Source organism: Acinetobacter sp. ANC_7635 (assembly GCF_056779945.1).
Window position 1 is genome coordinate 218576 of record NZ_JBWYIS010000002.1, and the last position, 23962, is coordinate 242537.

The 23962-nt window shown below is 38.4% G+C and carries 25 protein-coding genes; 11 read left to right on the forward strand and 14 right to left on the reverse strand.

All coding sequences use genetic code 11. The features are described from left to right. Nucleotides 1-32: 32 nt before the first annotated feature. Nucleotides 33-590: a YceI family protein gene (locus AC1M89_RS04980; RefSeq protein WP_481591406.1), complete on the forward strand. Its 558-nt coding sequence runs from the start codon at nucleotides 33-35 to the stop codon at nucleotides 588-590. A gap of 27 nt (nucleotides 591-617) precedes the next feature. Here the strand turns inward: AC1M89_RS04980 and AC1M89_RS04985 are convergent, their stop codons facing one another. Further along, the gene (locus AC1M89_RS04985; protein ID WP_481614022.1) at nucleotides 618-1499 is read right to left on the reverse strand and encodes a LysR family transcriptional regulator ArgP; all 882 of its coding nucleotides are present in this window, start codon (nucleotides 1497-1499) and stop codon (nucleotides 618-620) included. Nucleotides 1500-1600: 101 nt separating this feature from the next. Between AC1M89_RS04985 and AC1M89_RS04990 the strand changes: the two genes are divergently transcribed. Both AC1M89_RS04990 and AC1M89_RS04995 read left to right on the forward strand, forming a co-directional pair. Next, nucleotides 1601-2203 carry a LysE/ArgO family amino acid transporter gene (locus AC1M89_RS04990; protein ID WP_481613993.1) on the forward strand — a complete coding sequence of 201 codons (603 nt, stop codon included), beginning with the start codon at nucleotides 1601-1603 and terminating at the stop codon, nucleotides 2201-2203. A 131-nt stretch (nucleotides 2204-2334) separates the two neighbouring features. Next, nucleotides 2335-4491 (forward strand): TonB-dependent receptor, encoded by a 2157-nt coding sequence (locus tag AC1M89_RS04995; protein ID WP_481613994.1) that lies wholly within the window; start codon nucleotides 2335-2337, stop codon nucleotides 4489-4491. Between the two features lie 57 nt (nucleotides 4492-4548). On the opposite strand, the gene AC1M89_RS05000 is transcribed toward AC1M89_RS04995, so the two are convergent. The 3 genes from AC1M89_RS05000 to queC all read right to left on the reverse strand — a co-directional run bounded on the left by AC1M89_RS05000 (nucleotide 4549) and on the right by queC (nucleotide 6196). After that, nucleotides 4549-5010, reverse strand: coding sequence for a peroxiredoxin (locus AC1M89_RS05000; RefSeq protein ID WP_481613995.1), 462 nt, complete (start codon nucleotides 5008-5010; stop codon nucleotides 4549-4551). A gap of 87 nt (nucleotides 5011-5097) precedes the next feature. Beyond that, entirely contained in the window at nucleotides 5098-5511 is a 414-nt protein-coding gene (locus AC1M89_RS05005; RefSeq protein WP_481590297.1) for a hypothetical protein, read from the reverse strand. Nucleotides 5512-5527: 16 nt separating this feature from the next. Continuing rightward, entirely contained in the window at nucleotides 5528-6196 is a 669-nt protein-coding gene (gene queC / locus AC1M89_RS05010; protein WP_180028449.1) for a 7-cyano-7-deazaguanine synthase QueC, read from the reverse strand. A gap of 277 nt (nucleotides 6197-6473) precedes the next feature. Between queC and filA the strand changes: the two genes are divergently transcribed. Beyond that, nucleotides 6474-7349, forward strand: a complete 876-nt coding sequence (gene filA / locus AC1M89_RS05015) for a putative pilus system protein FilA (RefSeq protein ID WP_481587782.1) — start codon at nucleotides 6474-6476, stop codon at nucleotides 7347-7349. 72 nt (nucleotides 7350-7421) lie between these two features. Here filA and queE read toward each other — a convergent pair whose 3' ends face one another. Both queE and dapD read right to left on the reverse strand, forming a co-directional pair. Beyond that, nucleotides 7422-8132 carry a 7-carboxy-7-deazaguanine synthase QueE gene (queE, locus tag AC1M89_RS05020; RefSeq protein ID WP_092767073.1) on the reverse strand — a complete coding sequence of 237 codons (711 nt, stop codon included), beginning with the start codon at nucleotides 8130-8132 and terminating at the stop codon, nucleotides 7422-7424. Between the two features lie 110 nt (nucleotides 8133-8242). Further along, nucleotides 8243-9064: a 2,3,4,5-tetrahydropyridine-2,6-dicarboxylate N-succinyltransferase gene (dapD, locus tag AC1M89_RS05025; RefSeq protein WP_035267212.1), complete on the reverse strand. Its 822-nt coding sequence runs from the start codon at nucleotides 9062-9064 to the stop codon at nucleotides 8243-8245. Nucleotides 9065-9362: 298 nt separating this feature from the next. On the opposite strand from dapD, the gene carO reads away from it, so the two are divergent. Then, entirely contained in the window at nucleotides 9363-10091 is a 729-nt protein-coding gene (gene carO, locus AC1M89_RS05030; protein WP_481609884.1) for an ornithine uptake porin CarO, read from the forward strand. A 94-nt stretch (nucleotides 10092-10185) separates the two neighbouring features. On the opposite strand, the gene AC1M89_RS05035 is transcribed toward carO, so the two are convergent. The 7 genes from AC1M89_RS05035 to AC1M89_RS05065 all read right to left on the reverse strand — a co-directional run bounded on the left by AC1M89_RS05035 (nucleotide 10186) and on the right by AC1M89_RS05065 (nucleotide 16870). Beyond that, on the reverse strand, nucleotides 10186-11115 hold the full coding sequence (locus AC1M89_RS05035; RefSeq protein ID WP_481591412.1) for a CysB family HTH-type transcriptional regulator: 930 nt from the start codon (nucleotides 11113-11115) through the stop codon (nucleotides 10186-10188). A 55-nt stretch (nucleotides 11116-11170) separates the two neighbouring features. Then, complete coding sequence (locus tag AC1M89_RS05040; protein WP_481609883.1) at nucleotides 11171-12232, reverse strand: sulfate/molybdate ABC transporter ATP-binding protein; 1062 nt, start codon at nucleotides 12230-12232, stop codon at nucleotides 11171-11173. Between the two features lie 12 nt (nucleotides 12233-12244). Continuing rightward, entirely contained in the window at nucleotides 12245-13135 is an 891-nt protein-coding gene (gene cysW / locus AC1M89_RS05045; RefSeq protein WP_481589027.1) for a sulfate ABC transporter permease subunit CysW, read from the reverse strand. Further along, nucleotides 13132-13965 (reverse strand): sulfate ABC transporter permease subunit CysT, encoded by an 834-nt coding sequence (gene cysT, locus AC1M89_RS05050; RefSeq protein ID WP_035267202.1) that lies wholly within the window; start codon nucleotides 13963-13965, stop codon nucleotides 13132-13134. The genes cysW and cysT overlap by 4 nt, the downstream gene beginning before the upstream one ends. Nucleotides 13966-14049: 84 nt before the next feature. After that, nucleotides 14050-14655 (reverse strand): alpha/beta hydrolase, encoded by a 606-nt coding sequence (locus tag AC1M89_RS05055; RefSeq protein ID WP_481613996.1) that lies wholly within the window; start codon nucleotides 14653-14655, stop codon nucleotides 14050-14052. A 15-nt stretch (nucleotides 14656-14670) separates the two neighbouring features. Next, entirely contained in the window at nucleotides 14671-15687 is a 1017-nt protein-coding gene (locus AC1M89_RS05060) for a sulfate ABC transporter substrate-binding protein (RefSeq protein ID WP_481613997.1), read from the reverse strand. A 175-nt stretch (nucleotides 15688-15862) separates the two neighbouring features. Beyond that, nucleotides 15863-16870 (reverse strand): sulfate ABC transporter substrate-binding protein, encoded by a 1008-nt coding sequence (locus tag AC1M89_RS05065; protein WP_481595967.1) that lies wholly within the window; start codon nucleotides 16868-16870, stop codon nucleotides 15863-15865. A 153-nt stretch (nucleotides 16871-17023) separates the two neighbouring features. Here AC1M89_RS05065 and pabC point away from each other — a divergent pair, with 153 nt between their 5' ends. The 4 genes from pabC to AC1M89_RS05085 all read left to right on the forward strand — a co-directional run bounded on the left by pabC (nucleotide 17024) and on the right by AC1M89_RS05085 (nucleotide 20008). Further along, the gene (gene pabC / locus AC1M89_RS05070) at nucleotides 17024-17833 is read left to right on the forward strand and encodes an aminodeoxychorismate lyase (protein WP_481614023.1); all 810 of its coding nucleotides are present in this window, start codon (nucleotides 17024-17026) and stop codon (nucleotides 17831-17833) included. Between the two features lie 5 nt (nucleotides 17834-17838). Further along, nucleotides 17839-18888: an endolytic transglycosylase MltG gene (gene mltG / locus AC1M89_RS05075; RefSeq protein ID WP_481595968.1), complete on the forward strand. Its 1050-nt coding sequence runs from the start codon at nucleotides 17839-17841 to the stop codon at nucleotides 18886-18888. 14 nt (nucleotides 18889-18902) lie between these two features. Next, nucleotides 18903-19526 carry a dTMP kinase gene (tmk, locus tag AC1M89_RS05080; RefSeq protein WP_481613998.1) on the forward strand — a complete coding sequence of 208 codons (624 nt, stop codon included), beginning with the start codon at nucleotides 18903-18905 and terminating at the stop codon, nucleotides 19524-19526. 62 nt (nucleotides 19527-19588) lie between these two features. Further along, nucleotides 19589-20008, forward strand: coding sequence for a PaaI family thioesterase (locus AC1M89_RS05085; RefSeq protein ID WP_092767063.1), 420 nt, complete (start codon nucleotides 19589-19591; stop codon nucleotides 20006-20008). A gap of 35 nt (nucleotides 20009-20043) precedes the next feature. Here AC1M89_RS05085 and nadB read toward each other — a convergent pair whose 3' ends face one another. After that, nucleotides 20044-21675 carry an L-aspartate oxidase gene (gene nadB, locus AC1M89_RS05090; protein WP_481613999.1) on the reverse strand — a complete coding sequence of 544 codons (1632 nt, stop codon included), beginning with the start codon at nucleotides 21673-21675 and terminating at the stop codon, nucleotides 20044-20046. A gap of 233 nt (nucleotides 21676-21908) precedes the next feature. Between nadB and AC1M89_RS05095 the strand changes: the two genes are divergently transcribed. Both AC1M89_RS05095 and AC1M89_RS05100 read left to right on the forward strand, forming a co-directional pair. Beyond that, nucleotides 21909-23294 (forward strand): Do family serine endopeptidase, encoded by a 1386-nt coding sequence (locus AC1M89_RS05095; protein ID WP_481591417.1) that lies wholly within the window; start codon nucleotides 21909-21911, stop codon nucleotides 23292-23294. 112 nt (nucleotides 23295-23406) lie between these two features. Beyond that, nucleotides 23407-23868 (forward strand): acyl-CoA thioesterase, encoded by a 462-nt coding sequence (locus AC1M89_RS05100; protein WP_481614000.1) that lies wholly within the window; start codon nucleotides 23407-23409, stop codon nucleotides 23866-23868. The last annotated feature ends 94 nt before the right edge of the window (nucleotides 23869-23962 follow it).

Below are 23962 nucleotides of genomic sequence, written 5' to 3' on the forward strand. Positions count from 1 at the left end.
TTGTGTTTAACACAAGAAAACCGAGGGAAATCGTGCGTACTATTACACAAATGAGTTTGGCCACAGTGCTATTGTCTGCTTCTGTTTTTGCTCAAGCGCAAACATGGACACTATCACCTAGCAGTAAGATCAGCTTTGATATCCGATCTGCAGGAATGTCGATTGTAAATGGGCAATTTCAAAAGTATCAATCACAGATGAATTTTGATCCGGCACAGCCTAATCAAGGTTCAGCTAAATTTGTGATGGATGTGAATAGCCTTAAACTGAGCAAAAACTCTTTAAAGGATATGGTCTTTGGTGACAGTTTCTTTCATGCAAGCAAATATAAAACTGTGACCTTTCAAAGTAATCAAATTCGTGCTTTAGGAAATAATAAATACAAATTTGATGGACAACTCACTATGCGTGGTGTGACACGTCCAGTTTCATTTGAGACAACTTTAACTCCAAATGCATCGAATCCAAATGTGTTGAATGTACAATCTTCAACAGTCATCAACCGTAGTGATTTTGGTATGCGCAAAGCGATTGGTGGAATTGGCGAAAAAGTGAATATCAAGCTTGAAGGGCAGTGGAAAGCCAACTAAATCGATGAAAAGAAAGCAGTGATTCACTCACTGCTTTTTTAGTGTCATGAGTATGTCAGTAATATGTTTGAGTTGTGGGGACTGCTGTTTCCAATGATGCCAATATAGATCAACGTCTTGTGTTGCCTCAGGCAACAAACAAATCAATTGTCCTTGATCGAGTAAGTCTTGAATTTGCAGTTCAGGCACCATGCCATAGCCTAAACCGAGTTGGATTGCATCGACAAATGACTTTGAGGAGGGGACATAATGATATGGATAACTAGATTGCGGTAATCCAAATTGATTGAGTAGAACCGTTTCATGTAAATGATCTTTATCATTAAAGATGACCGCAGGCGCACAGCGAAAGGAATCGCGATTTAGTCCGTTTTTAAACCATGCTAATTTGAATTCTGGCGTACACACCATTTGATAACGCATCGTGAACAAAAATTCTGAGTGGCAACCTGTCATGGGTTGGGATTCAGCGCTTATACATGCATTTACATAGCCTGATTCCATTAATTGATGCGTATGATCCTGATCATCTATTCGAAGTTGTATTGTGATTTTATGCTCTATTAACTTTTCAGCAATCGCAGGCAAAAGCCAAGTTTCTAATGAATCTGCATTCGTTCCAATGATAATTTTATAAAACTCAGAATTTTGACTTTTTCCCTGAATAAGCTGCAGAACATTTTCTTCTTGACGCTTTTGCCTTAATAAATGTTCAAGCAATATTTCACCTGAATGTGTCACACGACAAGGTCGTTCTCTCAGGATTAATGTTTGCCCAATCTGCCGTTCTAATTGTTGGATTCGAAGAGTAATTGCAGCCGCAGAGAGACAAAGCTTTTTAGCAGCCAGATCAAAACTTCCAGTTTCCGCCACGGTGATAAACGCGACACAGTCTTTATAATTGAAAATCATGATTTAATAAAACTTAATGAACTTAATATTAATTTAATAATACTCAATTTAAGATTGAATTGTTCATAATCCGCCTAATGATAAATATTAGGTGTTTTATGTCTTTATTCGTACTGTTTAATGGCTTTGTAACGAGTTTAAGTTTGATTATGGCGATAGGTGCTCAGAATGCTTTTGTGCTTAAACAGGGCTTAAAAAAAGAATATGTTTTATCCATTTGCCTCATTTGTGCCTTTTCAGACTCACTTCTAATTTTGGCTGGCGTATTTGGATTTGGGAAGTTTATCTCAGGCCATCCACAAATAATGACGTATGCACAATGGGGTGGTGCCGCATTTCTAGTGGTATATGGTGCCCATCATTTTTATCAAGCATTTTCGACCAAAAAATCGATGTGTCTTGATCATCATACGGCTGTTTCATGGTTTAAAATTATTCTCTTTTGCTTGGCATTCACATGGCTGAATCCCCATGTGTATCTAGATACTGTCGTGCTTGTAGGCGCAATATCGACGCAATTTGAAGATCACTTATTATCGTTTGCCATAGGTGCGATCACGGCATCATGGTTATTTTTCTTTAGTTTGGGTTTTGGTGCGCAATATCTATCAGCTTACTTTCACAATCCCCGCGCATGGCAAGCCTTGGATATTTTGATTGCTCTAATCATGTGGTACATCGCCTATAACTTAATTATATGAATATTGATTAAATAAATTCCTCTAAAGCTTGTACGTCGTTAGATAACAACATTTAATGAACAAAAACTCACATAAATATAATAATGAGAATCATATAATAATGATTCTCATTATTATTAATTGTTCCGAAAATGAAAAATTACAGTATCAAATTACTCTCTCAATCTGTAAGTGTTCTTATGATGAGTGGCGGTATAGCGACTATCACATGGGCAAATGATCAAAACCAACTTCCTACGATTACAACACAAGCTGAAGCGATAAATGCATATGCAGATGGAAAATTAAGCAATGTATCTAAGTTGGGTGCTTTAGGTGAAAAAAAATTAATCGATACACCATTCACTGTAACGCAATATGAGGAGCAATTAATACGAGAAAGACAGGCATCCACCGTAGGTGATGTTTTAAAAAATGATGCCAGTATTCGACTGACGACAAATCAAGGTCATTTAAACGAAAACTTCAAAATTCGTGGTTTTGACTTAAATCATGAGGATATGAACTACAACGGATTTTATGGTGTTGCACCATACGGAAAAGTGCCGACTGAATTTTTAGAATCAGTGACAGTTTTGAAAGGACCAAATGCAATTGTCGCTGGTATGGCACCGAATGGAGGCGTTGGTGGTGTGGTCATTGCCAACTCTAAACGCGCTGACAAAGACATCACAAGACTAAACACAGAATACCAAGATGGCGGCTACTATCAATCAGGTATTGATGTCTCAAGACGATTTGGTGCAAACCGTGAGTTTGGTGTCCGGGTCAATGGTACATATGGTGATGGTGAACATATCATTAATGATATGAATGATCGCCTAGTTCTTGGTTCCATCGCTGCGGATTACACTACGGATAAACTTAAAATTAATTTTGATAGTTATGCTATTAAGCAAAATCGCGATGGTGGGTCACCAACAATGGTTGCACTGGGTGGAAAAGATACAGTTAACAAAGTCATTGCACCGCCTAAAGGTGGCCAAAACTATTTTCCGTGGTTAGAAGGGAATTCTGACAGTAAATTTGCTAGCTTATCAGGTGAATATCAATTTACTCCCTATTTGAAAACCTTTGCTGGTCTAGGATATGCTGAAAAATCATATGATGGTCATTTATTCGGTACACGAATGATCGTAAAGAATGAGGACGGCGATGCCTCTTCCCAATATTACCGAGTGGGTGCAAATGAAAAAAATAAAACAGCACACATTGGGGTTGAAGGAAAATTTGATACTGCTGGAATACAGCATAATGTTGGATTGCGTGCAGATTATTTAAATAAAAAATCGGATCAACATAAAGGACGTGGAGCTCCTCCTGTAGATTTTAACACCAATCTTTATGACCCAAGTAAAAAAGGCAATATGCCTTTACAGCGTCCAGAAATTGCACCTTTAGCAGATAATAAGTACATCAGTTATACATTGACTGATCAAATTTCATTATTGAATGATCAGCTTCAATTGATTGTAGGCGCTCGTTATCAAGATATTGAAACGAATAATTTACAGACCAAAAAAAATTACCAAGAAGACCGTATTTCACCAAGTTTAGGGATCGTCGTTAAACCTTTTGGTGAAGACTTGTCACTATATGCAAGCTATGTAGAAGGGTTATCAGAAGGATCGACCGTTGATAATGTCAATGATGCAAACGACAAAGTCACTTTTGCGCCGTTTGTGACAAAGCAATATGAGTTAGGTGCAAAACATCAGCATGGAACTTGGCTGAATACGCTGGCACTTTATCAAATTGAAAAACCAAGCACGATGAGCAAGTCGATTGAACCTTATACAGAAAATGGTGTAACAATTAATCAAATTACAACAGATGGTGCTGAAACTCGATCACGCGGCATTGAGTGGTCATTTTCTGGAGCGATTACTGAAGATTTAAACCTAATGGGAAGTATGGCTTATATTGATGCAAAATATTCCAAAGCTCAAATGAATCAAGGAAATCAAGTTTTTGGTGTACCTGATTTTACTGCAACGCTTGGGGTGGATTATGATGTCCCACAACTCGAAGGATTAAATTTAAATGCCAGAGCAAGTTATGTCAGCGAACAGTATTTAAATGATACCAATACCTTGCAACTTCCAGATTATACCGTCATCGATCTAGGTGCACGTTATAAGACCAAGCTTGGTGGCGTGAATACGACGTTCTTAGCTAATGTTGATAACATTACAGATAAAAAATATTGGGAAGGTGCTTTTAACTCGAATTATGCGCTGATTGGTGGATCAAGAACTTATAAACTTGGCGTAAGCTTTGATTTCTAATTGTAGTTAAAAAAAATTATAAGTAGATGAAACCCACGTCAATCGTGGGTTTTTTTATTAGTTTTGCAAAGCTTTTAAATCTTCAAGCACTTGTTCAGCATGCCCTGCAGCTTTGACTTTACGATATTCTTTAACGAGTTTTCCTTGTTGAAAAATAAAAGTTGAGCGCTCAATCCCCATCACTTTTTTTCCATACATATTTTTCTCTTTAATCACATCAAAGTGTTGGCAAAGCACTTCTTCTTTATCGCTAATCAAATCAATTGTTAAAGATTGCTTTTCGGTGAAGTTTTGATGGGCTTTCACTGAGTCCCTAGAAACACCGAAAATAGTGGTATGAAGCGCATCAAACTGATCTTTCAAACATGAAAAACCAACAGCTTGCGTTGTACACCCAGGCGTTGAATCTTTTGGATAAAAATAAATGATGAGCCAATCTGTATTCAACTCAGTTAAATTCACAGAACCTGTAGTCGTTGGGAATGTTTGATTGGGTAAACTAATCGTTTCCGTAGACATTATCTTTTCCTCAAAATTTGTCACTACATTTATAGGGGAATTCAAAAAAAATAGCCACACGAGGTGGCTATCTTATGTAAACTGCGATTATTTTTTAGCTTGTGCTGCTTTCATTGCTTCCTCTGTTAACGACTGTAGCTTAGACGTTAACTGTGGGCCGAAGCATGCTTGAAGATCAGCGTTCTGTTTCTTCACGATAGCTAAAGTAGAAGGGCTTTTCTTTTGGTTAATCGCACTTTGGATTTCCCATTTTTGAGCATTAGTTAGCTTGCCGTCTGCTTCAATTGCACATGTACAATATTTGCTGACTTCAGTAGCAGAAAGCTTGTTCCCTTTAGCAGTTTCTTCCTTACAAACATTAATCAGTGCAGATTTTACGTTAGTACTTTTGTAGGCTTGCTGCATTTTATTATTCGGCTCATTTGCTTGAGCTGCAGAACCGAAAAGTGCTGCAGCAGAAACAATCGCTGAAAGAATAATGTTTGATTTTAAATTTTTCATATATGGCACCCTGTTATTACGGTATATAACGAGTTGGGTCTTCAACGCCAGCATCTGCAAAACCTTGTTTACGCAAACGACAGCTGTCGCATTTTCCACAAGCTCGTCCTTGGTCATCTGCTTGATAGCATGACACCGTTTGACTGTAGTCTACGCCATGTTCGATGCCTAAGCGAATAATATTTGCTTTGGATAATTGTAGTAAAGGTGTTTCAAATTTAAGAGGTTTTCCTTCCACACCTACTTTTGTCGCTAATCTTGCCATATTGGCAAATGCTTCAATAAATTCTGGTCGACAATCTGGATAACCCGAATAATCTACCGCATTAATTCCAATTACGATGGCTTCTGCGTCAAACACTTCTGCTGCTGCAAGTGCATAAGACAGGAAAATCGTATTACGTGCTGGAACATAAGTGACAGGGATCCCTTCTTGTTCTTGATCAGGAACATCAATGGAATGATCAGTTAATGCAGAACCACCTAAATTACCCAAATCTATATTAATCACGCGATGTTCAACGCCTGCTTGTTGTGTCAGTTTACGTGCAGCATCCAATTCAGTTGTTGAGCGTTGACCATACATAAAACTTAAAGCGATACATTCATAGCGTGCTTGCGCCCAAGCCAAGCAAGTCGTTGAGTCTAAACCACCTGATAACAATACAATGGCACGAGGGCGCATAGGAGAACTCCAAAAAATTAAAGTAAATAAAAAATGAATTATAACTGATTATATAAAGAATAATGGGGTATAAATTTTTTGAATATATAGATCTGCATAAGTCACAAAACTAAATGAGATCATTATAAAGAACACGAAATGTTCGTTTTAGAAGATGAGATAAAACTCTCTTTTGAGTCGAATAAAGTTTAAACAGTTGTTGTTTTTGTTTAAATATTAAATATAATTTAACAAATACTTGATTAAAACTTACAAAAATAATTTTTACGGAATGAAAATGAATCAAATTAATACTTTAATTTTAACCACTGCTGCGTTGATCAGTACAAATTCTTTTGCATTTGAGGAGCTTTCAGATCAAGAATTGTCAACATATGCAGCACAAGATGGTATTACGATTAGCCTTTTACCAGGTGGACCCATTCAAGCTGATTTGATTTGGCACGATAACAGTGGATTCGGGCCAGATTACAACGAAGGAAACACAAAAGCAGGTGCCTTAATTTTCGGTACAGCGAATGGTCGTAGTAAGAATCCATTATCACTTTCTTCTGGTTCGGCAGATATTAGTATTACCTTAAAAATCGATGCTCAAGGAGGGAGTAGTACTACAGGCCCTTTTCTGAATTTAGGTGTATTTGTTCCTGAAGATATTATTATTAATACCGGTGATATTTGGGTGGGTAAATCGGGTCAAGTTAGTCCAACAGGACGAGGCTATAGTGACCCCGTTAAAATAATGGATAATATGAAATTTTATGTATCTAATCTCTCTACCAATATTCAGCTCGGTTCAGCACCTCAAGGCAGTCTTTTAAAACTGAATGGAATATTTAAAGACGGCTTACGTTTAGAGGGCTTCAAAGTCCACGATCATGATGGTGGTGGCGCATTCGGAATAGAATTTATTAATTTAAAAAATACTCAACCAGGGCGTTTCGGCATCAATAATCTTGATTTCGATGTTGCAGGTTCGATACGTACAGATGGACTGGAACTCAAAATAAATCGTCTTGGAGATCAAAATGGTTTTAATGCCATGTTATGGGGGGTAGGCGTTGGGGATGCATCAACAATAAATAATAAGATTGGGGATATTTCAATGAAAGGGATTAATTTGAATGGCACGACCATTAAAGTGTCAGCACACTAAAAGATCATTTTGTCTCAAACAACAGTACAGAAAAGTGCTGTACTGTTTTAATTTGAGCTATTTTTTTACGTTTTAACGACCTGTTTCGTCATTCCAGAGCAACTTATGTAATTGAAGCTGGAAACGAACTGGTAAGTGATCCTCTAAGATCCATTGTGCTAAATCACGCGCAAGTTGCGGTAACTTTGCAGCACCTTTTTCTACAGCAAACGCAGGTGAGAACCAAACGGTACTTACACGCTTGTGCAATTCATATTGATTCACTTGTTGTTTAGACCATTCATAATCTTCACGATTGCATATGACAAATTTAATCTGATCATGTTGAGTTAAATGGTCTAAATTACTCATTAAATTACGTGAGTCTTCACCTGAAGTTGGTGTTTTTAAATCTAAGACTTTAGAAACTCTACGATCCACTTTTGAAACATCTAGCGCTCCACTCGTTTCAAGTGAAACTTCACAGCCTAAATCTGCTAGACGCTCCATGAGCGGTAATGCATTGGGTTGGGCTAATGGTTCACCACCAGTAACACAAATATAAGGTGTTTTAAAATCAAGCGTGGTCTGGATAATATCCTCTAAAGACTGACGTTCACCGCCTTCAAAAGAGTAGGTGGTATCACAATAAGTACAACGCAGTGGACAACCTGTTAAGCGTATAAACACTGTAGGTAAGCCTGAAGTGTTGGCTTCACCTTGTAATGAATAGAAGATCTCCGTAATACGTAACCCCGCAGACGGATCAGAAACAGGAATAGCGGAAGATCGCAAATTACTCATATCGACAAAACCAAACTAAAATAGAGATTATATAAAAGAAAAATCTCTACGATTATTACTAACCGTAGAGATGTGGAGTGTAACTCCAAATACTATAAAGTATAAAAAAATTAGTCAGCGCGTAATAAGTCGTTCAAACTTGTTTTAGCACGAGTCTGAGCATCGACTTTTTTCACAATGATTGCAGCATACAAGCTGTATTTACCGCATTTAGAAGGAAGGCTACCAGAAACTACCACTGAACCTGCTGGAACACGACCGTAGTGAATTTCACCTGTTTCACGGTCATAAATCTTAGTTGATTGACCAATGTAAACACCCATTGAAATCACTGAGCCTTCTTCAACGATTACACCTTCAACGATTTCAGAACGTGCACCGATAAAACAATTGTCTTCAATGATCGTAGGGTTCGCTTGAAGAGGCTCAAGTACACCGCCAATCCCAACACCACCAGAAAGGTGGACATTTTTACCAATTTGCGCACATGAACCTACAGTCGCCCATGTATCAACCATTGTACCTTCATCAACATAAGCACCAATGTTGACATAAGATGGCATAAGTACAACATTCTTAGCTTGATAAGAACCTTTGCGTGCAACTGCAGGCGGTACAACACGTACACCAGCTGCTTTAAATTGCTCTTCAGTCCAACCTGTAAATTTAGTGTCTACTTTGTCATAGAATTGGAGATCGCATGATTCGATTGGTTTATTATCATTAAGTTTGAATGACAATAGAACAGCTTTTTTTAACCATTGATGAACAACCCATTCACCATTAATCTTTTCAGCAACACGTAATGAACCATTATCTAAGCCAGCAATTGCTTCCTCGACTGCTTGGCGAATTTCAGCAGGGCAATCTGTAGCTGTGAAGTTTGCACGATCTTCAAACGCTTGTTCGATGATTGACGAAAGCTGAGACATAATCTTCTCTTCCAAAAAAAATTTCAAAGATTTTACACTAAATTGATTATAAAAATTACAATTAATCCTGAAAAAATGTCCGACAATAATGACTATTCTTTATAAGTATGTTAATAAAAGTTAATAAAAGACTTAAGTGCAAATTATTTATAAAACAACAACTAAATCAAAATTGTATCAAAAAATAACAAAAAAGCATCAATTTGAATATTAACCAGCTTTGAAATCTCCATTAAGATGCTTCCGAGTCGAACACATTAATGATTAAAGAACAACTCATTTCTTTGAGGAGAAAAAAATGAAAGTGTTAAAATTACTCGCTGTTACAACAGCATTATCTGTTTCAGGCTTCGCTATGGCGGACACTCAAGTTGTACGTACAGGTAATGTATTTGAAGCTAATCAATTAATCCCTACTGGTGTTCGTGCTGAAGTTGGTACAACTGGTTACGGTGGTGCATTACTTTGGACTGCTAACCCATACGTTGGTCTTGCTTTAGGTTACAACGGTGGTGATATTTCTTGGACTGATGATTTGTCTATTGATGGTACGAAATATGATCTAGATATGGATAATAACGTTGCTTATTTAAACGCTGAAATTCGTCCTTGGGGTGCGAGTGAAAATCCTTGGGCTCAAGGGTTATATATGGCAGCGGGTGTAGGTTATGTCGATACAAAATACGATTTAACTAAACGTTCATCTGACGGCACTATTGAAATAAACGGAACTAATTATTCTTACAATGGTTCTGTAAATGGTAAACTTGATTATCAAAATGATATCGCTCCTTATGTAGGTTTTGGCTTTGCGCCAAAAATTACTAAAAATATAGGTGTCTTTGGTGAAGTTGGTGCGTTCTATACCGGTAATCCGAACGTGCAATTGGATAAAGATGGAACATTCGTAAATGCAGCGGGTGGTAATGCTTCAGCTGACTTACGAGCTGAAGAAAATAAAATCCGTAATGATGACAAATACGAATGGCTTCCAGTTGGTAAAGTGGGTGTGAGCTTCCACTGGTAAGATCCAATTAAAAAAACGAGCTTCGGCTCGTTTTTTTATGCAAGTTAATGCAAATAATAAAGGCGCTATAGGCGCCTTTATTATTTGTAGCTTGTTAATCTTCAGGATAAGCCACACGCTTTAACGCTTTGATATCAGCACTAGGTGCACATAGCGAAATAAACTCGTAACCGTATCCACGTAATAAATGACCTTTACGAACAGCAATCCAAGTGGTATTTACCCCAAATAAATCAGTATCAATTTGTTTTAAGCGATGATCTCGTTCTGTATCGTATGCTACATCGTTGACAATCCCAACACCCATACCTAATTCAACATAAGTTTTGATTACATCAGCATCAAGCGCAGACATCACTAAATCAACATCAAGTCCTGAGTCTTCAAAGGCTTTATCAATCTTTGAACGTCCCGTAAAACCACCGTGATAGGTAATAATCGGATACTCTGCCAAATGTTCTAAGCTAATCTCTCGTGATGCTATTTGAGTAAGTGGATGACCTTGAGGCGTAATAATACTGTGTTTCCAGTTATAAAAAGGAACACTTGCTAAGTTTTCTTCAGTAGTCAGATTCTCAGTAGCAATACCAATATCTGCATCGCCTAAAAGTAACATTTCAGTGATTTCAGTTGGACTTGCTTGTTGCAAAATCAAATGGACTTTCGGAAATAATTTTTTGAATGAATTTACGATTGGTGGTAATACATATCGCGCTTGAGTATGAGTGGTTGCGATGGTTAATGTACCTTCATCTACACGATTAAAATCATCGGCTAATCTTTTAATATTGTCTGCATCGACCAGCATGCGCTCCACAATACCGAGCAAAGCTTGACCAGGTTCAGTTAACCCTAATAAGCGTTTACCTTTTCGGATAAATAGTTGAACACCTAATTCATCTTCTAAATCTTTAATATGTTTACTTACGCCTGATTGAGACGTGTAAAGGGCAGCGGAAGCTTCCGTTAAATTAAAATTTTGTCTGACGGTTTCTCGAATAATTCTTAATTGTTGAAAGTTCATAGTCTTTGTTACCTTTAAAATGATGGGGCTATATAAAAGCCCCATCTACACATTTTTATGCGTTTTCTTGTGCAAATAAGTGCAATGTATTAGTCGTTAACCAAACCGATTGATTTGGGCGGAATTCATGCAGTTTAGCTTCATCTGGAGTAAGTAGAATTTCGATGAGATTGCCATCTTGACCTTGAAGTTCGGCAACCACTTTTCCTGCAATCCAAACTTCACGTAAGAACGTTGCTTGAATTGCATTGTCTGTAGGTTGAGCGTGAATTTGGAACTCATCTGGTCGAATGAAGGCAATCACTTTACCTTCAGGGGCATCTTTAGCTAAAGGCAGTTGAATGCGATCATTTCCGATCTGTACGATTCCCGCTTGATTATGACCTTCGAACTTATTGGCTTGACCTAAGAAGTCAAATACAAAAGGCGTTGCTGGTTTTTCATAAACTTCACGAGGTGAGCCAATTTGTTCAACATTACCTTTATTCATTACAATGATTTGATCTGCAACTTCAAGCGCTTCTTCTTGATCGTGGGTTACAAAAATCGAGGTGATGTGGAGTTCATCATGTAAAGTTCTCAGCCAGCGACGTAACTCTTTACGAACTTTTGCATCAAGTGCGCCAAATGGCTCATCCAGAAGTAGTACACGAGGTTCAACTGCAAGCGCACGTGCAAGTGCAATACGTTGACGCTGTCCACCAGACAATTGTGCTGGATAACGATCTGCTAAGAAACCTAATTGAACTAAATCGAGTAGTCGTGTAACCCGTTTTTTTATTTCAGATTCTGAGGGGCGTGTAGAACGTGGACGAACACGTAAACCAAAAGCAATATTGTCAAATACTGTCATATGACGGAATAAAGCATAATGTTGGAATACGAAGCCAACTTGACGTTCACGAACATGAACATTCGTTGAGTCTTGACCTTCAAGGATCACTTGACCGCTGTCAGCAGATTCAAGACCAGCAATAATGCGAAGTAAAGTCGTTTTACCGCAGCCTGAAGGTCCTAACAATGCAACGAGTTGACCATCAGGAAAATCTAGGGAGATATTGTTTAGTGCATGGAAAGCACCAAAGTGTTTTTCAATATTTTTAACTTGAATACTCATCGGATACTTCCTTTAAACTGTAGAATCTTCATTACGTTTGCTTAATTTCTCTTGGCGAATTTCGACCCATGTTTTAAGAATCAATGTCACAATCGCCAATAAAGCCAAGAGGGATGAAACAGCAAATGCTGCACTAAAGGTATATTCGTTGTAGAGAATCTCTACATGCAGTGGCAATGTATTGGTCTCTCCACGAATATGACCCGATACTACAGAGACTGCCCCGAATTCACCCATTGCACGTGCGTTACAAAGAATAACCCCGTATATCAAGCCCCATTTAATATTTGGAATCGTGATTTTCCAAAAAGTTTGCCAGCCTGAAGCACCTAAAACGATTGCCGCTTCCTCTTCTTCTGTACCTTGAGCTTCCATCAGTGGAATGAGCTCACGCGCCACAAAAGGAACTGTAATAAAGATGGTTGCTAGTACAATTGCTGGAACGGCATATAGAATCTTAATGTCGTTATCCATCAGCCATCCACCGAACCAACCTTGCGTACCAAACATCAATACCAACATCAGACCTGCGATTACGGGAGATACTGAGAAAGGCATATCAATAATCGTGGTCAATATGGATTTACCACGGAAATTAAATTTCGCAACAGACCAAGCTGCAGCCACACCAAATACTACGTTGAGCGGTACAGCAATTGCAGCTGTTAGTAAGGTGAGCTTTACAGCCGACAACGTGTCTGGATGAACTAAAGCTTGCGCATAAACGCCGATACCCTGTTTGAATGCTTCAACAAAAACTAAAATCAAAGGCAGGATTAAGCAACTGAGGAAGAAAATCATGGCAATGACAATGAGTGTATAACGAACCCAAGTCGGTTCACGCGTCGCATCACGAGATTGCAATTTTTCCGCTAAAGCATTGCTATTTGTATTCAAACTCATTGTGCAGTTCTCCCTGTACGACGACTCGCCCATGCTTGTAACAAGTTAATCAAGAACAAGATAGCGAATGAAATAAGGAGCATGACAACGGCGATCGTTGTTGCACCTGCATAGTCATATTCTTCCAATCGAGAAATAATCATTAATGGCGCAATTTCAGTTTCGAAGGGTTGGTTACCTGCGATAAAGATGACCGAACCATATTCACCCACGCCACGGGCAAATGCGAGAGCAAATCCTGTGATTAATGCAGGGAAAAGAATCGGTAAAATCACTTTGGTTACAATTTGCAGTCGATTTGCACCCAATGCTGACGCTGCTTCTTCAAGTTCAGTCTCTAAGTCACTTAGTACAGGTTGTACTGTACGAACCACAAAAGGTAAGCCAATAAATATCAGGGCTAATGTAATCCCAATAGGGCTATAAGCGACTTTAATTCCTAAGGGTTCAAGATATTGACCAATCCAGCCTGTCGGAGCATATAAAGATGTTAATGCAATCCCAGCAACAGCTGTTGGTAACGCAAAGGGTAAATCAACTAATGCATCAACAATTCTTTTACCAGGGAAACTATAGCGCACGAGACACCAAGCGAGTAATAAGCCAAATACCACATTAATGAAGGCAGCAATAAGTGCAGCACTGAAACTTAGTTGTAATGATTTTAAGATACGCTCAGAACTTAAAATCTCCCATAAACCTTCCCAGCCAATACCTAAAGACTTAATAAAAACAGCCGACAAGGGTATGAGCACAATTAAAGATAAATATGCTAGGGTAAAGCCTAGAGATAGACCAAATCCTGGCAGCACTCGGGATCGCTGCGACATGACTACTCCTCAAATGAGAGAAAAAGCTTACCGTAATCAATAAGCAATTGAATTGAAAAATTTATCAAGAATAAGTGGCGAACTTTAAATTGCAAATTTGTAATACAACTTGCCATTATCAATACTATTGATATAGTTCGACAACTTTTCATGAATCAAAAAATCGAAGATCTCTGGAAATGGTCCAAATCCTGAATCAACATTAATATGACCGACTTGACCTAAGTTAATCGGCTTTACACCCCATGATTTTGCTAGTTTTTTTGCATCATCAAAACCTAACCACGGATCATTTTCACTGATGATCATTTTTGTGGGAACGCTAATCTTAATTTGATGAAAGTAAAAACTATAATCAGTCAAACTCAAACGAGCAAAACCATTCTCACCAAAACGACTTGGATTGGCTGGAGCAACTAAAACCAGTTGTTTAACCTTCTGTGCTATTTCTGGGTGTTGATGCAAAGCAGCGACTGACGTTAAACAGCCAAAACTATGTGCAACAATCTGTACGGGTTCATCAATCTGCGAAATTTTTTCTACAAAACGATTGATCCAATCTGAAAGTAAGGGAAAGTTCCAATCATCTTGTTGAACACGTGAGCATGGCATGACTTGACGTTGCAACCATGATTGCCAATGATTTTCATCACTTCCGCCGACGCCGGGTACAATGAGTGTATGTATCATGTCATGCTCCACTGATTATTTTTTTGTGTTATTGGCTTCGGTAATTTGGTCAAAAATACCATTATTCTCAAAATGAGCTTTTTGTACTTTCGCCCAGCCACCAAACTCTTGATCAATTGTGACCAATTTCAATGGCTTAAATGTTGATGAATATTGTTTTAATACAGCTTGATTACGCGGACGATAGAAATTCTTCGCGGCAATATGTTGTCCCTTAGGTGAGTAAAGGAAATTCAAATAACCTTGCGCCAAATATTTATTGCCTGATTTTTCTACATTTTTTTCAACGATCGCTACAGGTGGTTCAGCAAGTATAGAAAGTGTTGGCGTCACAATTTCAAATTTACCTGGTTGTTCACGCAGTGCTAAATGAGCTTCATTTTCCCAAGCAAGCAAAACATCGCCAATACCGCGTTCAGCAAAAGTTGTAGTTGAGCCACGAGCACCTGAATCTAAGACCTTAGTTTGTTTATAAATTTGCTGAACAAATTGTTGTGCTTTGGCGTCATTTCCACCTGGTTGGTGTTTGGCCCATGCCCAAGCCGCTAAATAATTCCAACGTGCGCCACCTGACGTCTTAGGGTTTGGTGTAATAATGTCCACACCCGGTTTTACTAAATCACCCCAGTCTTTAATATTTTTTGGATTTCCTTTTTTGACGAGGAAAACAATTGTGGAAGTGTAGGGTGTTGAGTTATGTGGGAATTTTTTCTGCCAATCTTTTGGTAATAAATTAGTTTTTTCAGCAATCGCATCAATGTCAGCTGCAAGTGCGAGAGTCACGACATCTGCATTTAAACCATCAATGACTGCACGCGCTTGTTTACCTGAACCGCCATGTGACTGACGAAAGTTGACGTTTTGCCCAGTCCGAGATTTCCAATACGCACCAAATTCTTTATTTACTTCTACGTAGAGTTCACGAGTAGGATCGTAAGAGACGTTTAATAAATCTTTAGCGGAAGCGCTAAGCGAAGCAGCCGAAACAAAAGCTGCGAGAACCCCAAGTTTTAATTTAGCTGAAAAGCGCATGGCAACCTCAAAAGAAAATATTCTGTTACATGGCGCTAGAATAAATCTAATCTTTATGCATAAAAAATAATTAAAAATGAATTTTATATGAAAAAAAAAGATTTAGGTGTGTTGTTAAAAAAATGCCGATCATGAATATGATCGGCAAGCCATAAGTTAAAGCTTAAATCTTAATTTATTTATTACTGTTTGCTTTGACAATTTGATCGAATATCCCGCCATTATCAAAATGTTGTTTTTGGACTTTTGTCCAACCTCCAAACTCTTTATCAATCGTGACTAATTTTAAAGGTTTAAACACGGATTGATATTTTGAAAGTACCGTTGCATTTCGTGGTCGATAAAAGTTTTTGGCAGCAATGGTTTGACCAGCTGGAGAATACAGATAATTCAAATAGGCTTTTGCTACATTGAGGTTGCCATCTTTTTGCGCATTTTTCTCAACAATTGCTACAGGGGGCTCAGCAAGAATGGAAAGTGTTGGTGTAATGATTTCAAATTTTCCAGGTTGTTCACGAAGAGCTAAATGTGCTTCATTCTCCCAAGCTAGGAGTACATCTCCAATGCCACGCTCTGCAAAAGTTGTTGTTGCACCACGTGCACCAGAGTCTAGCACTTTAGTATTTTTATAAATTTTTCGTACAAATTCTTGTGCTTTAGCATCGTTACCGCCGGGTTGGTGTTTTGCCCAAGCCCATGCTGCTAAGTAATTCCAACGCGCACCACCTGATGTCTTAGGGTTTGGCGTAATAATTCCAACATCATTTTTAATCAAGTCTCCCCAGTCTTTGATCCCTTTGGGATTGCCTTTTTTGACTAAAAACACGATGGTTGAGGTATAGGGTGTAGAGTTCTGTGGAAATTTTTTCTGCCAGTCTTTTGGTAATAAATTGGTTTTTTCAGCAATCGCATCAATATCTGCTGCGAGTGCGAGAGTCACGACGTCTCCATCTAGGCCATCAATTACCGCACGCGCTTGTTTACCAGATCCACCATGAGATTGTTTAAAATTCAAATCTTGACCAGTCTGCTTTTTCCAATATGCTCCAAACTCTTTATTAAAGTTGTCATAAAGTTCGCGAGTTGGATCATATGAAACATTTAAAAAATCTTTTGCGAGTGTAGAAACAGAAGTGACTGAAAGTAAAGCTGCAATGACCCCAATTTTAAAAGAACGCATCATTATTCCTATGTGTTTGTCGTTTTTTGATGATTTGAGCATAGGGAAATTTTTTAAAATAAAAAAATAAGAAGAAATGAAAAAGTTATGATCAAAACAGCTATTCATTTTGTGAGTGACTTTTTACACTATGAGAACGGAATGAGGTTGCTTGAAATGATCTGTTTAAAAAATGCCAAGCCAATGGATGCAATATCTATTTTTGATCGAGGCTTCCATTATGGAGATGGCTGTTTTACCACGGCGAGAATTCGAAATAATAAAATTGAATTATTTGAACGTCATTTAAAAAGATTGAATACCGCCATTGAGCGATTGTCACTTAAAGCTAATCTTGACTATATTTCTGAGTCTATCCAGTATTTACAGCAAAAGTATGATCAATTAAACGGGACCATTAAAATTGTACTGAGTCGAGGCGAGGGGCAACGAGGATACAGTTTACCTCATCATTCAGCAGATCTTTGGTTGTATTATTATCCGCAAAACGTGACTGATCATCACTATGAAGTCATTGTGAGTGGTTTACTTGAGCGAGCGATGGGTTTAACCATGCCACAATTGGTGGGAATTAAATCACTGAATCGGTTAGAACAAGTGTTACTAAAGCAGGAAGCTGATGAGAAGGGTTTTCAAGAAGCCTTAGTTACAGATGTGCAAGGCTATATTGTTGAAGGAATCAGCAGCAACTGCTTTATACGATTGAATGATACGTGGATTTGCCCTGAACTTCGTTATAATGGCGTTCATGGGGTGATGCGTGCTGAAATTTTGGAGCGCATGAATCATTATGGTATAACGTTCCAAAAAAGAGTAATTGATTTGAATGAGCTTCCTCACATTCAAAGTGTATTTTATTGTAATGCGCTCCACCCAATGAAAATCGCCTCTTGCCTTGATGATCGTCGATTAGATACACAAGCGTGTATTGATCTTTTTCACCACCTTCAACTTAATCAGATTTAAAGCTTATGTCCTCTCCTCAGAAATCAACAAAGAAAAAGAACAGCAAGACATCCTTTAAACCTAAAGCGCTTTTACTCATTATTGCAGGCCTAATGTTGCTTGCAACCATGATTCTATCTACAAGTCTATGGAAGGATTATCCTGTAGAGGGTAAAAAGCAAATGCTCGCGATTAATCATGGTGATACTTACTCACAATTTATTGATCGTTTAGCTCAAAATAAACAAGTTTCATTTCCCATTATTTTAAAGATTTATCAACGATTGATGATTCATGACAGCATGAAAGCTGGAGTTTATGAAGTTAAAGAGGGAATGAGTGTCCGTCAAGTTCTAGACATGATTTCGAATTCTGAAAATGCACAACTGAATCGAATTTTGGTCATTGAGGGGACAACATTTAAGCAGTTAAAAAATGCACTCAAAAATGATGAATTGGTGACGAAAGAGCTGGTTCATTTGAGTGATGCAGAAATATTAAAGGAATTGAATATTCCATTTTCACATCCAGAAGGTTTATTTGCGCCTAATACTTATTTTTTTGCGAAGGGTGAAACAGATCGTAAAATTTTAACTGATTTGTATCAACATCAGATGAAGGCACTAGATAAAGCCTGGGAAAATCGAGCTTCTGATTTGCCTTATAAAAATAAATATGAAGCGCTCATCATGGCATCAATTATTGAGAAAGAAACCAATGTTGATCATGAGTTAGATAAAGTCTCGGGCGTATTCGTTCGTCGATTAAAAATAGGTATGCGTTTACAAACTGATCCAACCGTAATTTATGGCATGGGCGATCAATATACGGGCAACATTACCCGTAAAGATTTAAGAACGCCGACACCATATAACACATATACGATTTACGGATTGCCACCAACACCGATCGCATTACCAAGTGATAAAGCGATCGAAGCGGCAATGCATCCAGATCATTCTGACTATATTTATTTTGTGGCGACTGGAAATGGAGGTCACAAATTCAGTACCAATCTAGATGACCATAATCGCGCTGTTCAAGAATATCTTGCTGTGATTCGATCTAAAAAATAAGGGGTAAAATAGACGTGTTTATTAGCTTTGAAGGCACAGAAGGTGTTGGCAAAACGACATTGATCCATAAAATTCGTGACTACTTCCTTGAGCAATCAAAGCAAGTTGTTCTAACTCGTGAACCAGGTGGTACTCCGCTCGCTGAGCAAATTCGTTCCGTACTTCTGACGGTGAATCATGAAGAAAGAATGAGTAATGATACTGAACTATTATTGATGTACGCAGCTCGAGCGCAACATTTGCAACAAGTCATAATACCTGCACTTGAAAATGGTTCGATTGTGTTATGTGACCGATTTTGTGATAGCAGTTTCGCGTATCAGTGTGCAGGTCGTGGGTTAAGCCGTGAAAAATTAGCGATTTTAAACCAAAACTTTGTTCTAAAAATGCCTGACCTGACATTTTGGTTGGATGCTCCGACTGAACTCGGAATGCAACGAGCGCGTGCGCGTGGAGCATTGGATCGGTTTGAACAAGAAAAAGCAGCTTTTTTTGAAAAAGTACGCGGAGGATTTGCTGAATTACATCAGTTAGAACCCAATCGTGTTAAGCGTATTGATGCAACACGAAGTCCTGAGCAAGTATTTAATGATGCAATTGAACGAATTAGTTCATGGAAAGCTGAGCATAAATGCTAATTAAAAGATGCAAATATGATTTATATTGAGTCATTGTTTATGGAAGAATGATTAGACTCAATATGATCAGTAATAAAGAAGAAATACTCAAATTCCTACAAACCGAATTTCCACAAAGTCTCCAAAAATGTGAAATAGTGTCAGTAGAGCCACGTGGTGCTACAGTCATTTATCATGTTGATGAAAATGATTTAAGACCTGGAGGGACAGTTTCAGGTCCGACCATGATGACAGCTGCCGATTATGGGTTGTATATCGCAATACTGGGAGAAATTGGTATTGTAGGTCTTACAGTGACAACCAATATGAATATTAACTTTCTTAGAAAACCCAAAGGTGGTTGTGACATCAAGGGTGTTTGTAAATTAATGAAAGTTGGCAAAGCTCTAGTTGTCGGAGAGGTTTACTTGTACTCTGTTGGGGATGATGAGCCGATAGCGCACGTTACTGGGACTTACTCAATTCCTCCCAAAAGGGCATAAAAAAGCGAGTATGAACTCGCTTTTTTATTTTGAACTTAAACCTCAACTAAAGGTGTTTCCACTTCAAAATTTGGTGGGGTGAGTACGGTTTTTCGTAATTCTTGCGAAGGCTCAGGATAGTCCAAAGTGTAATGTAATCCGCGTGATTCTTTTCTTTGCATCGCACAACGAATAATCATCTCAGAAACGAGTACAAGGTTACGAAGCTCAATTAGATTTTTACTGACATGATAATCTTGATAATATTCGGTGATTTCATGTTTCAGCATTTCAACGCGGTGTAATGCACGTTCTAAACGTTTGGTCGTTCGTACAATACCTACATAGTTCCACATGGTCTGACGTAACTCATCCCAGTTTTGTAAAATGACAACGTCTTCATCAGGATTCATGACTTGAGAAGCATCCCATTCAGGGACTTCATAGTGATCTATAATATTTTGATGTTGATCTTGAATATGCTTTGCTGCACTCATGCCATATACAAAACATTCTAAAAGTGAGTTACTTGCCATACGGTTAGCGCCGTGTAAACCTGTATAAGACGTCTCACCAATCGCATATAGACCTTGAATGTCCGTTTGACTATGTTCATCGACTACGACACCACCACAGGTGTAGTGCGCTGCTGGCACAACTGGGATCATATCTTTGGTAATATCAATACCCAGCTCGAGTAGGCGAGCATACAACGTGGGGAAGTGCTCTTTAATGAACTCAGGGGTTTTGTGGGTAATATCTAGCCATACATGTCGTATACCCAATCTTTTAATTTCGTAGTCGATAGCTCGAGCTACAATATCACGTGGTGCTAACTCTGCACGTTCATCGAAACGAAGCATGAAGCGTTCGCCGTCAGGTAAACGAAGATAAGCGCCTTCACCACGCATTGCTTCAGTAATTAAGAAGGAACGTGCTTGAGGATGATATAAACAGGTTGGGTGGAATTGATTAAATTCCATATTGGCGACGCGGCATCCAGCACGATATGCCATTGCAATACCATCGCCTGTAGCGATATCAGGGTTAGAGGTATATAAATATGCTTTCATGGCACCGCCACATGCCAGTGCAGTAAATGGTGCTAAGAAAGTATGCACTTGCTCGGTTTGCTCATCTAAAGCATATAAGCCTAAAGCACGATTTTCCTGATTCAAATGCCCCAGCTTATGCGCTGTAATGAGGTCAATCGCAATGTAATTTTCAAAGATGTGAATATTGTTTTTTTCTTGTGCCCGTTCAACTAAAGTGGTTGAAATTGCTTTCCCTGTTGCATCTGCGGAATGAATAATGCGGCGCTGAGAATGCCCACCTTCACGTGTGAGATGCAAGTTATCTTCATCATCTAGTGTGAATTTAACACCTTGTTTCAGTAAAAAATCAACAGAGGGTTTTCCTCCTTCAACCGTGTGTTGAACAGCTTGTTTTTCACAGAGATAAGCACCTGCATTTAGCGTGTCATCAATATGTTGTTGAATAGAATCAGCCTCATCAAGAACAGCTGCAACGCCTCCTTGTGCATAATACGTGCTGGCATCTTTCAAATGAGATTTTGCTAACACTGCGATATTAAAATGATCAGGTAATGAGAGTGCTAGACTTAAACCCGCACCGCCACTGCCCACAATAATCACATCAAATTGATGCGTACTTGTATTTTTCGGCATTTCCATTCGCAAACTGAATTTTAAAAGTGCGTTAATATGGCTCTTTTTCAAAGCAAAATTCAAGAGTTTGATTGATCAAATTTTTTTTTATGCACTTGAACTAATAGTTTTTAATCATATTTTAAGTAAAGTATTGTTTTCTATTAATATAGAAACATTTATTTACGCACAGAGAATTTTGATTGTGCTAAAAATTATTTTATCCAAGAATCATAAATGAGAGTTCACTTAACATGAAAAATCGCGTTATAGCATCAGGACTTTTTGCTGCAGTCTTTACTGCGGCAGTGCAAACTCAAGCGGCGGCTACTGTTGACTTTTCAAATCTTGTAGAGCGAGTAAGTCCGGGTGTCGTCAGCGTGAATGTTGTTAAGAAAATGACACAAGAAGAAATTCTTCAACAACAAGTACCTGAACTACTGAAACGATTCTTCGGCAATCAAATTATTATTCCGCAGCGCCAAGCTCCTCAAGAGAAAACGGGTTTTGGAAGTGCATTTTTTATTAGCCGTGATGGTTACCTGATTACCAACCATCATGTTGTAGAAAATGCTTCACAAATCACCATCATGTTAAATGATCGTCGCGAGATTGATGCCAAAGTTATTGGTAGTGATGAACGTACTGATGTGGCATTACTGAAAGTTGAAGGTACGAACTACCCAGCACTTTCGACTGGGAATATCGACCAATTAAGAGTTGGGGAACCTGTTCTCGCCATTGGCTCACCGTTTGGTTTTGAATACTCGGCCTCTGCAGGGATTGTCAGTGCCAAATCAAGAAATATGTTGGGTGAAACATCAGTTCCGTTTATTCAAACCGATGTCGCATTAAACCCTGGTAACTCTGGGGGACCATTGTTTAATCAACAAGGTCAAGTGATTGGTGTGAATTCTCGTATTTTCAGTGGTACTGGCGGATATATGGGATTGTCATTCTCCATTCCAATCGATGTGGCGATGGATGTGGCGGATCAATTAAAGAAAAATGGTAAAGTCAGTCGCTCATATCTTGGTGTTCAATTACAAGAGATTGATCGTAACCTCGCAGAAGCTTATAAATTACCAAAACCTGAAGGTGCTTTAATTACAGAAATTGCGCCAAATTCCCCAGCAGAGCGCGCTGGCTTAAAGCAAAATGATATTATTTTGAAATACAACGGAACTGCAATTTCAAGAACGAGTGAGCTATTAAATTACTTAAATAGAACACAGCCAAATCAAAAAATTCAGTTAGAAATCTTGCGCGATGAACGTGTACGTACGATTTCAGCAACACTTGCATCAGCACCAGATGAAACACCTGCACAAGCGCAAAATGTAAGTGAAGCTAAAAAACGCGGACCTACATTAGGTGTTGCGATACGCGAACTTGCACCTGTTGAAAAAACACGCCTTGGTGTTAAAGGTGGTGTCTACATTCAAGAGGTTGTACGCGGAGGTTTGGCGGCACAATCTCGTATTATGGCTGGTGATGTGATCACCTCGATTAATGGTAAGAATGTAAGTACAACACAAGATTTTGTGGAAGCGGTGGCTAATCTTAAAACGAATACAGTTGCACGAGTGGGTATCATCCGTGAAGGGCGAAATGCCATGATCGGATTAAGAATCAAATAAACATAAATTGAATAAAAGGCCTTGCGACAGCAAGGTCTTTTTTATTTAACCCTAAAATTATATTAAACTCTTTTCGAATGTTGATGATGAATACGCAATACAAGGGAATACAGTGAGTACAATCTTTGACCTTAAAATAAAAGCAACAGCACAAGACATTGATATTTTAGGTCATGTGAATAATGTGGTGTATGTAAAATGGATGCAAGATGTTGCAACAGCACATATCGAACAACTGGGTTTGGGGGTTGAGCAATATCTAGAACTCAAACATGCCATGGTTGCAGTTGAGCATCACATGAATTACAGAAAGGCGTGTTTTGAAAATGATGAAATTATTTTAAGAACTTGGCTTAATGATTTGAATGCGATGTATTCATTCCGTCAGTACGCTTTTTTTAGACCTTCAGACCAATCATTATTATTTCTGGGAAATACCAAATGGGCCTGTGTAGAGATTGCGACAGGCAGACCTAAACGATTATCGCCAACATTTACTCAAGCTTATCAGCCTATTTCTGAGGTATTAAATCCTTTGGATTTCACTCAAGATTATTCTTTACCCGCTAATTAAAGAATTGCTTGAGTCGGACGAATTAAATATTTCACCACATGGTGTTCATTATTATGAATACTTTGAAAAATCCATCTGCTATAATCGTCCGCAA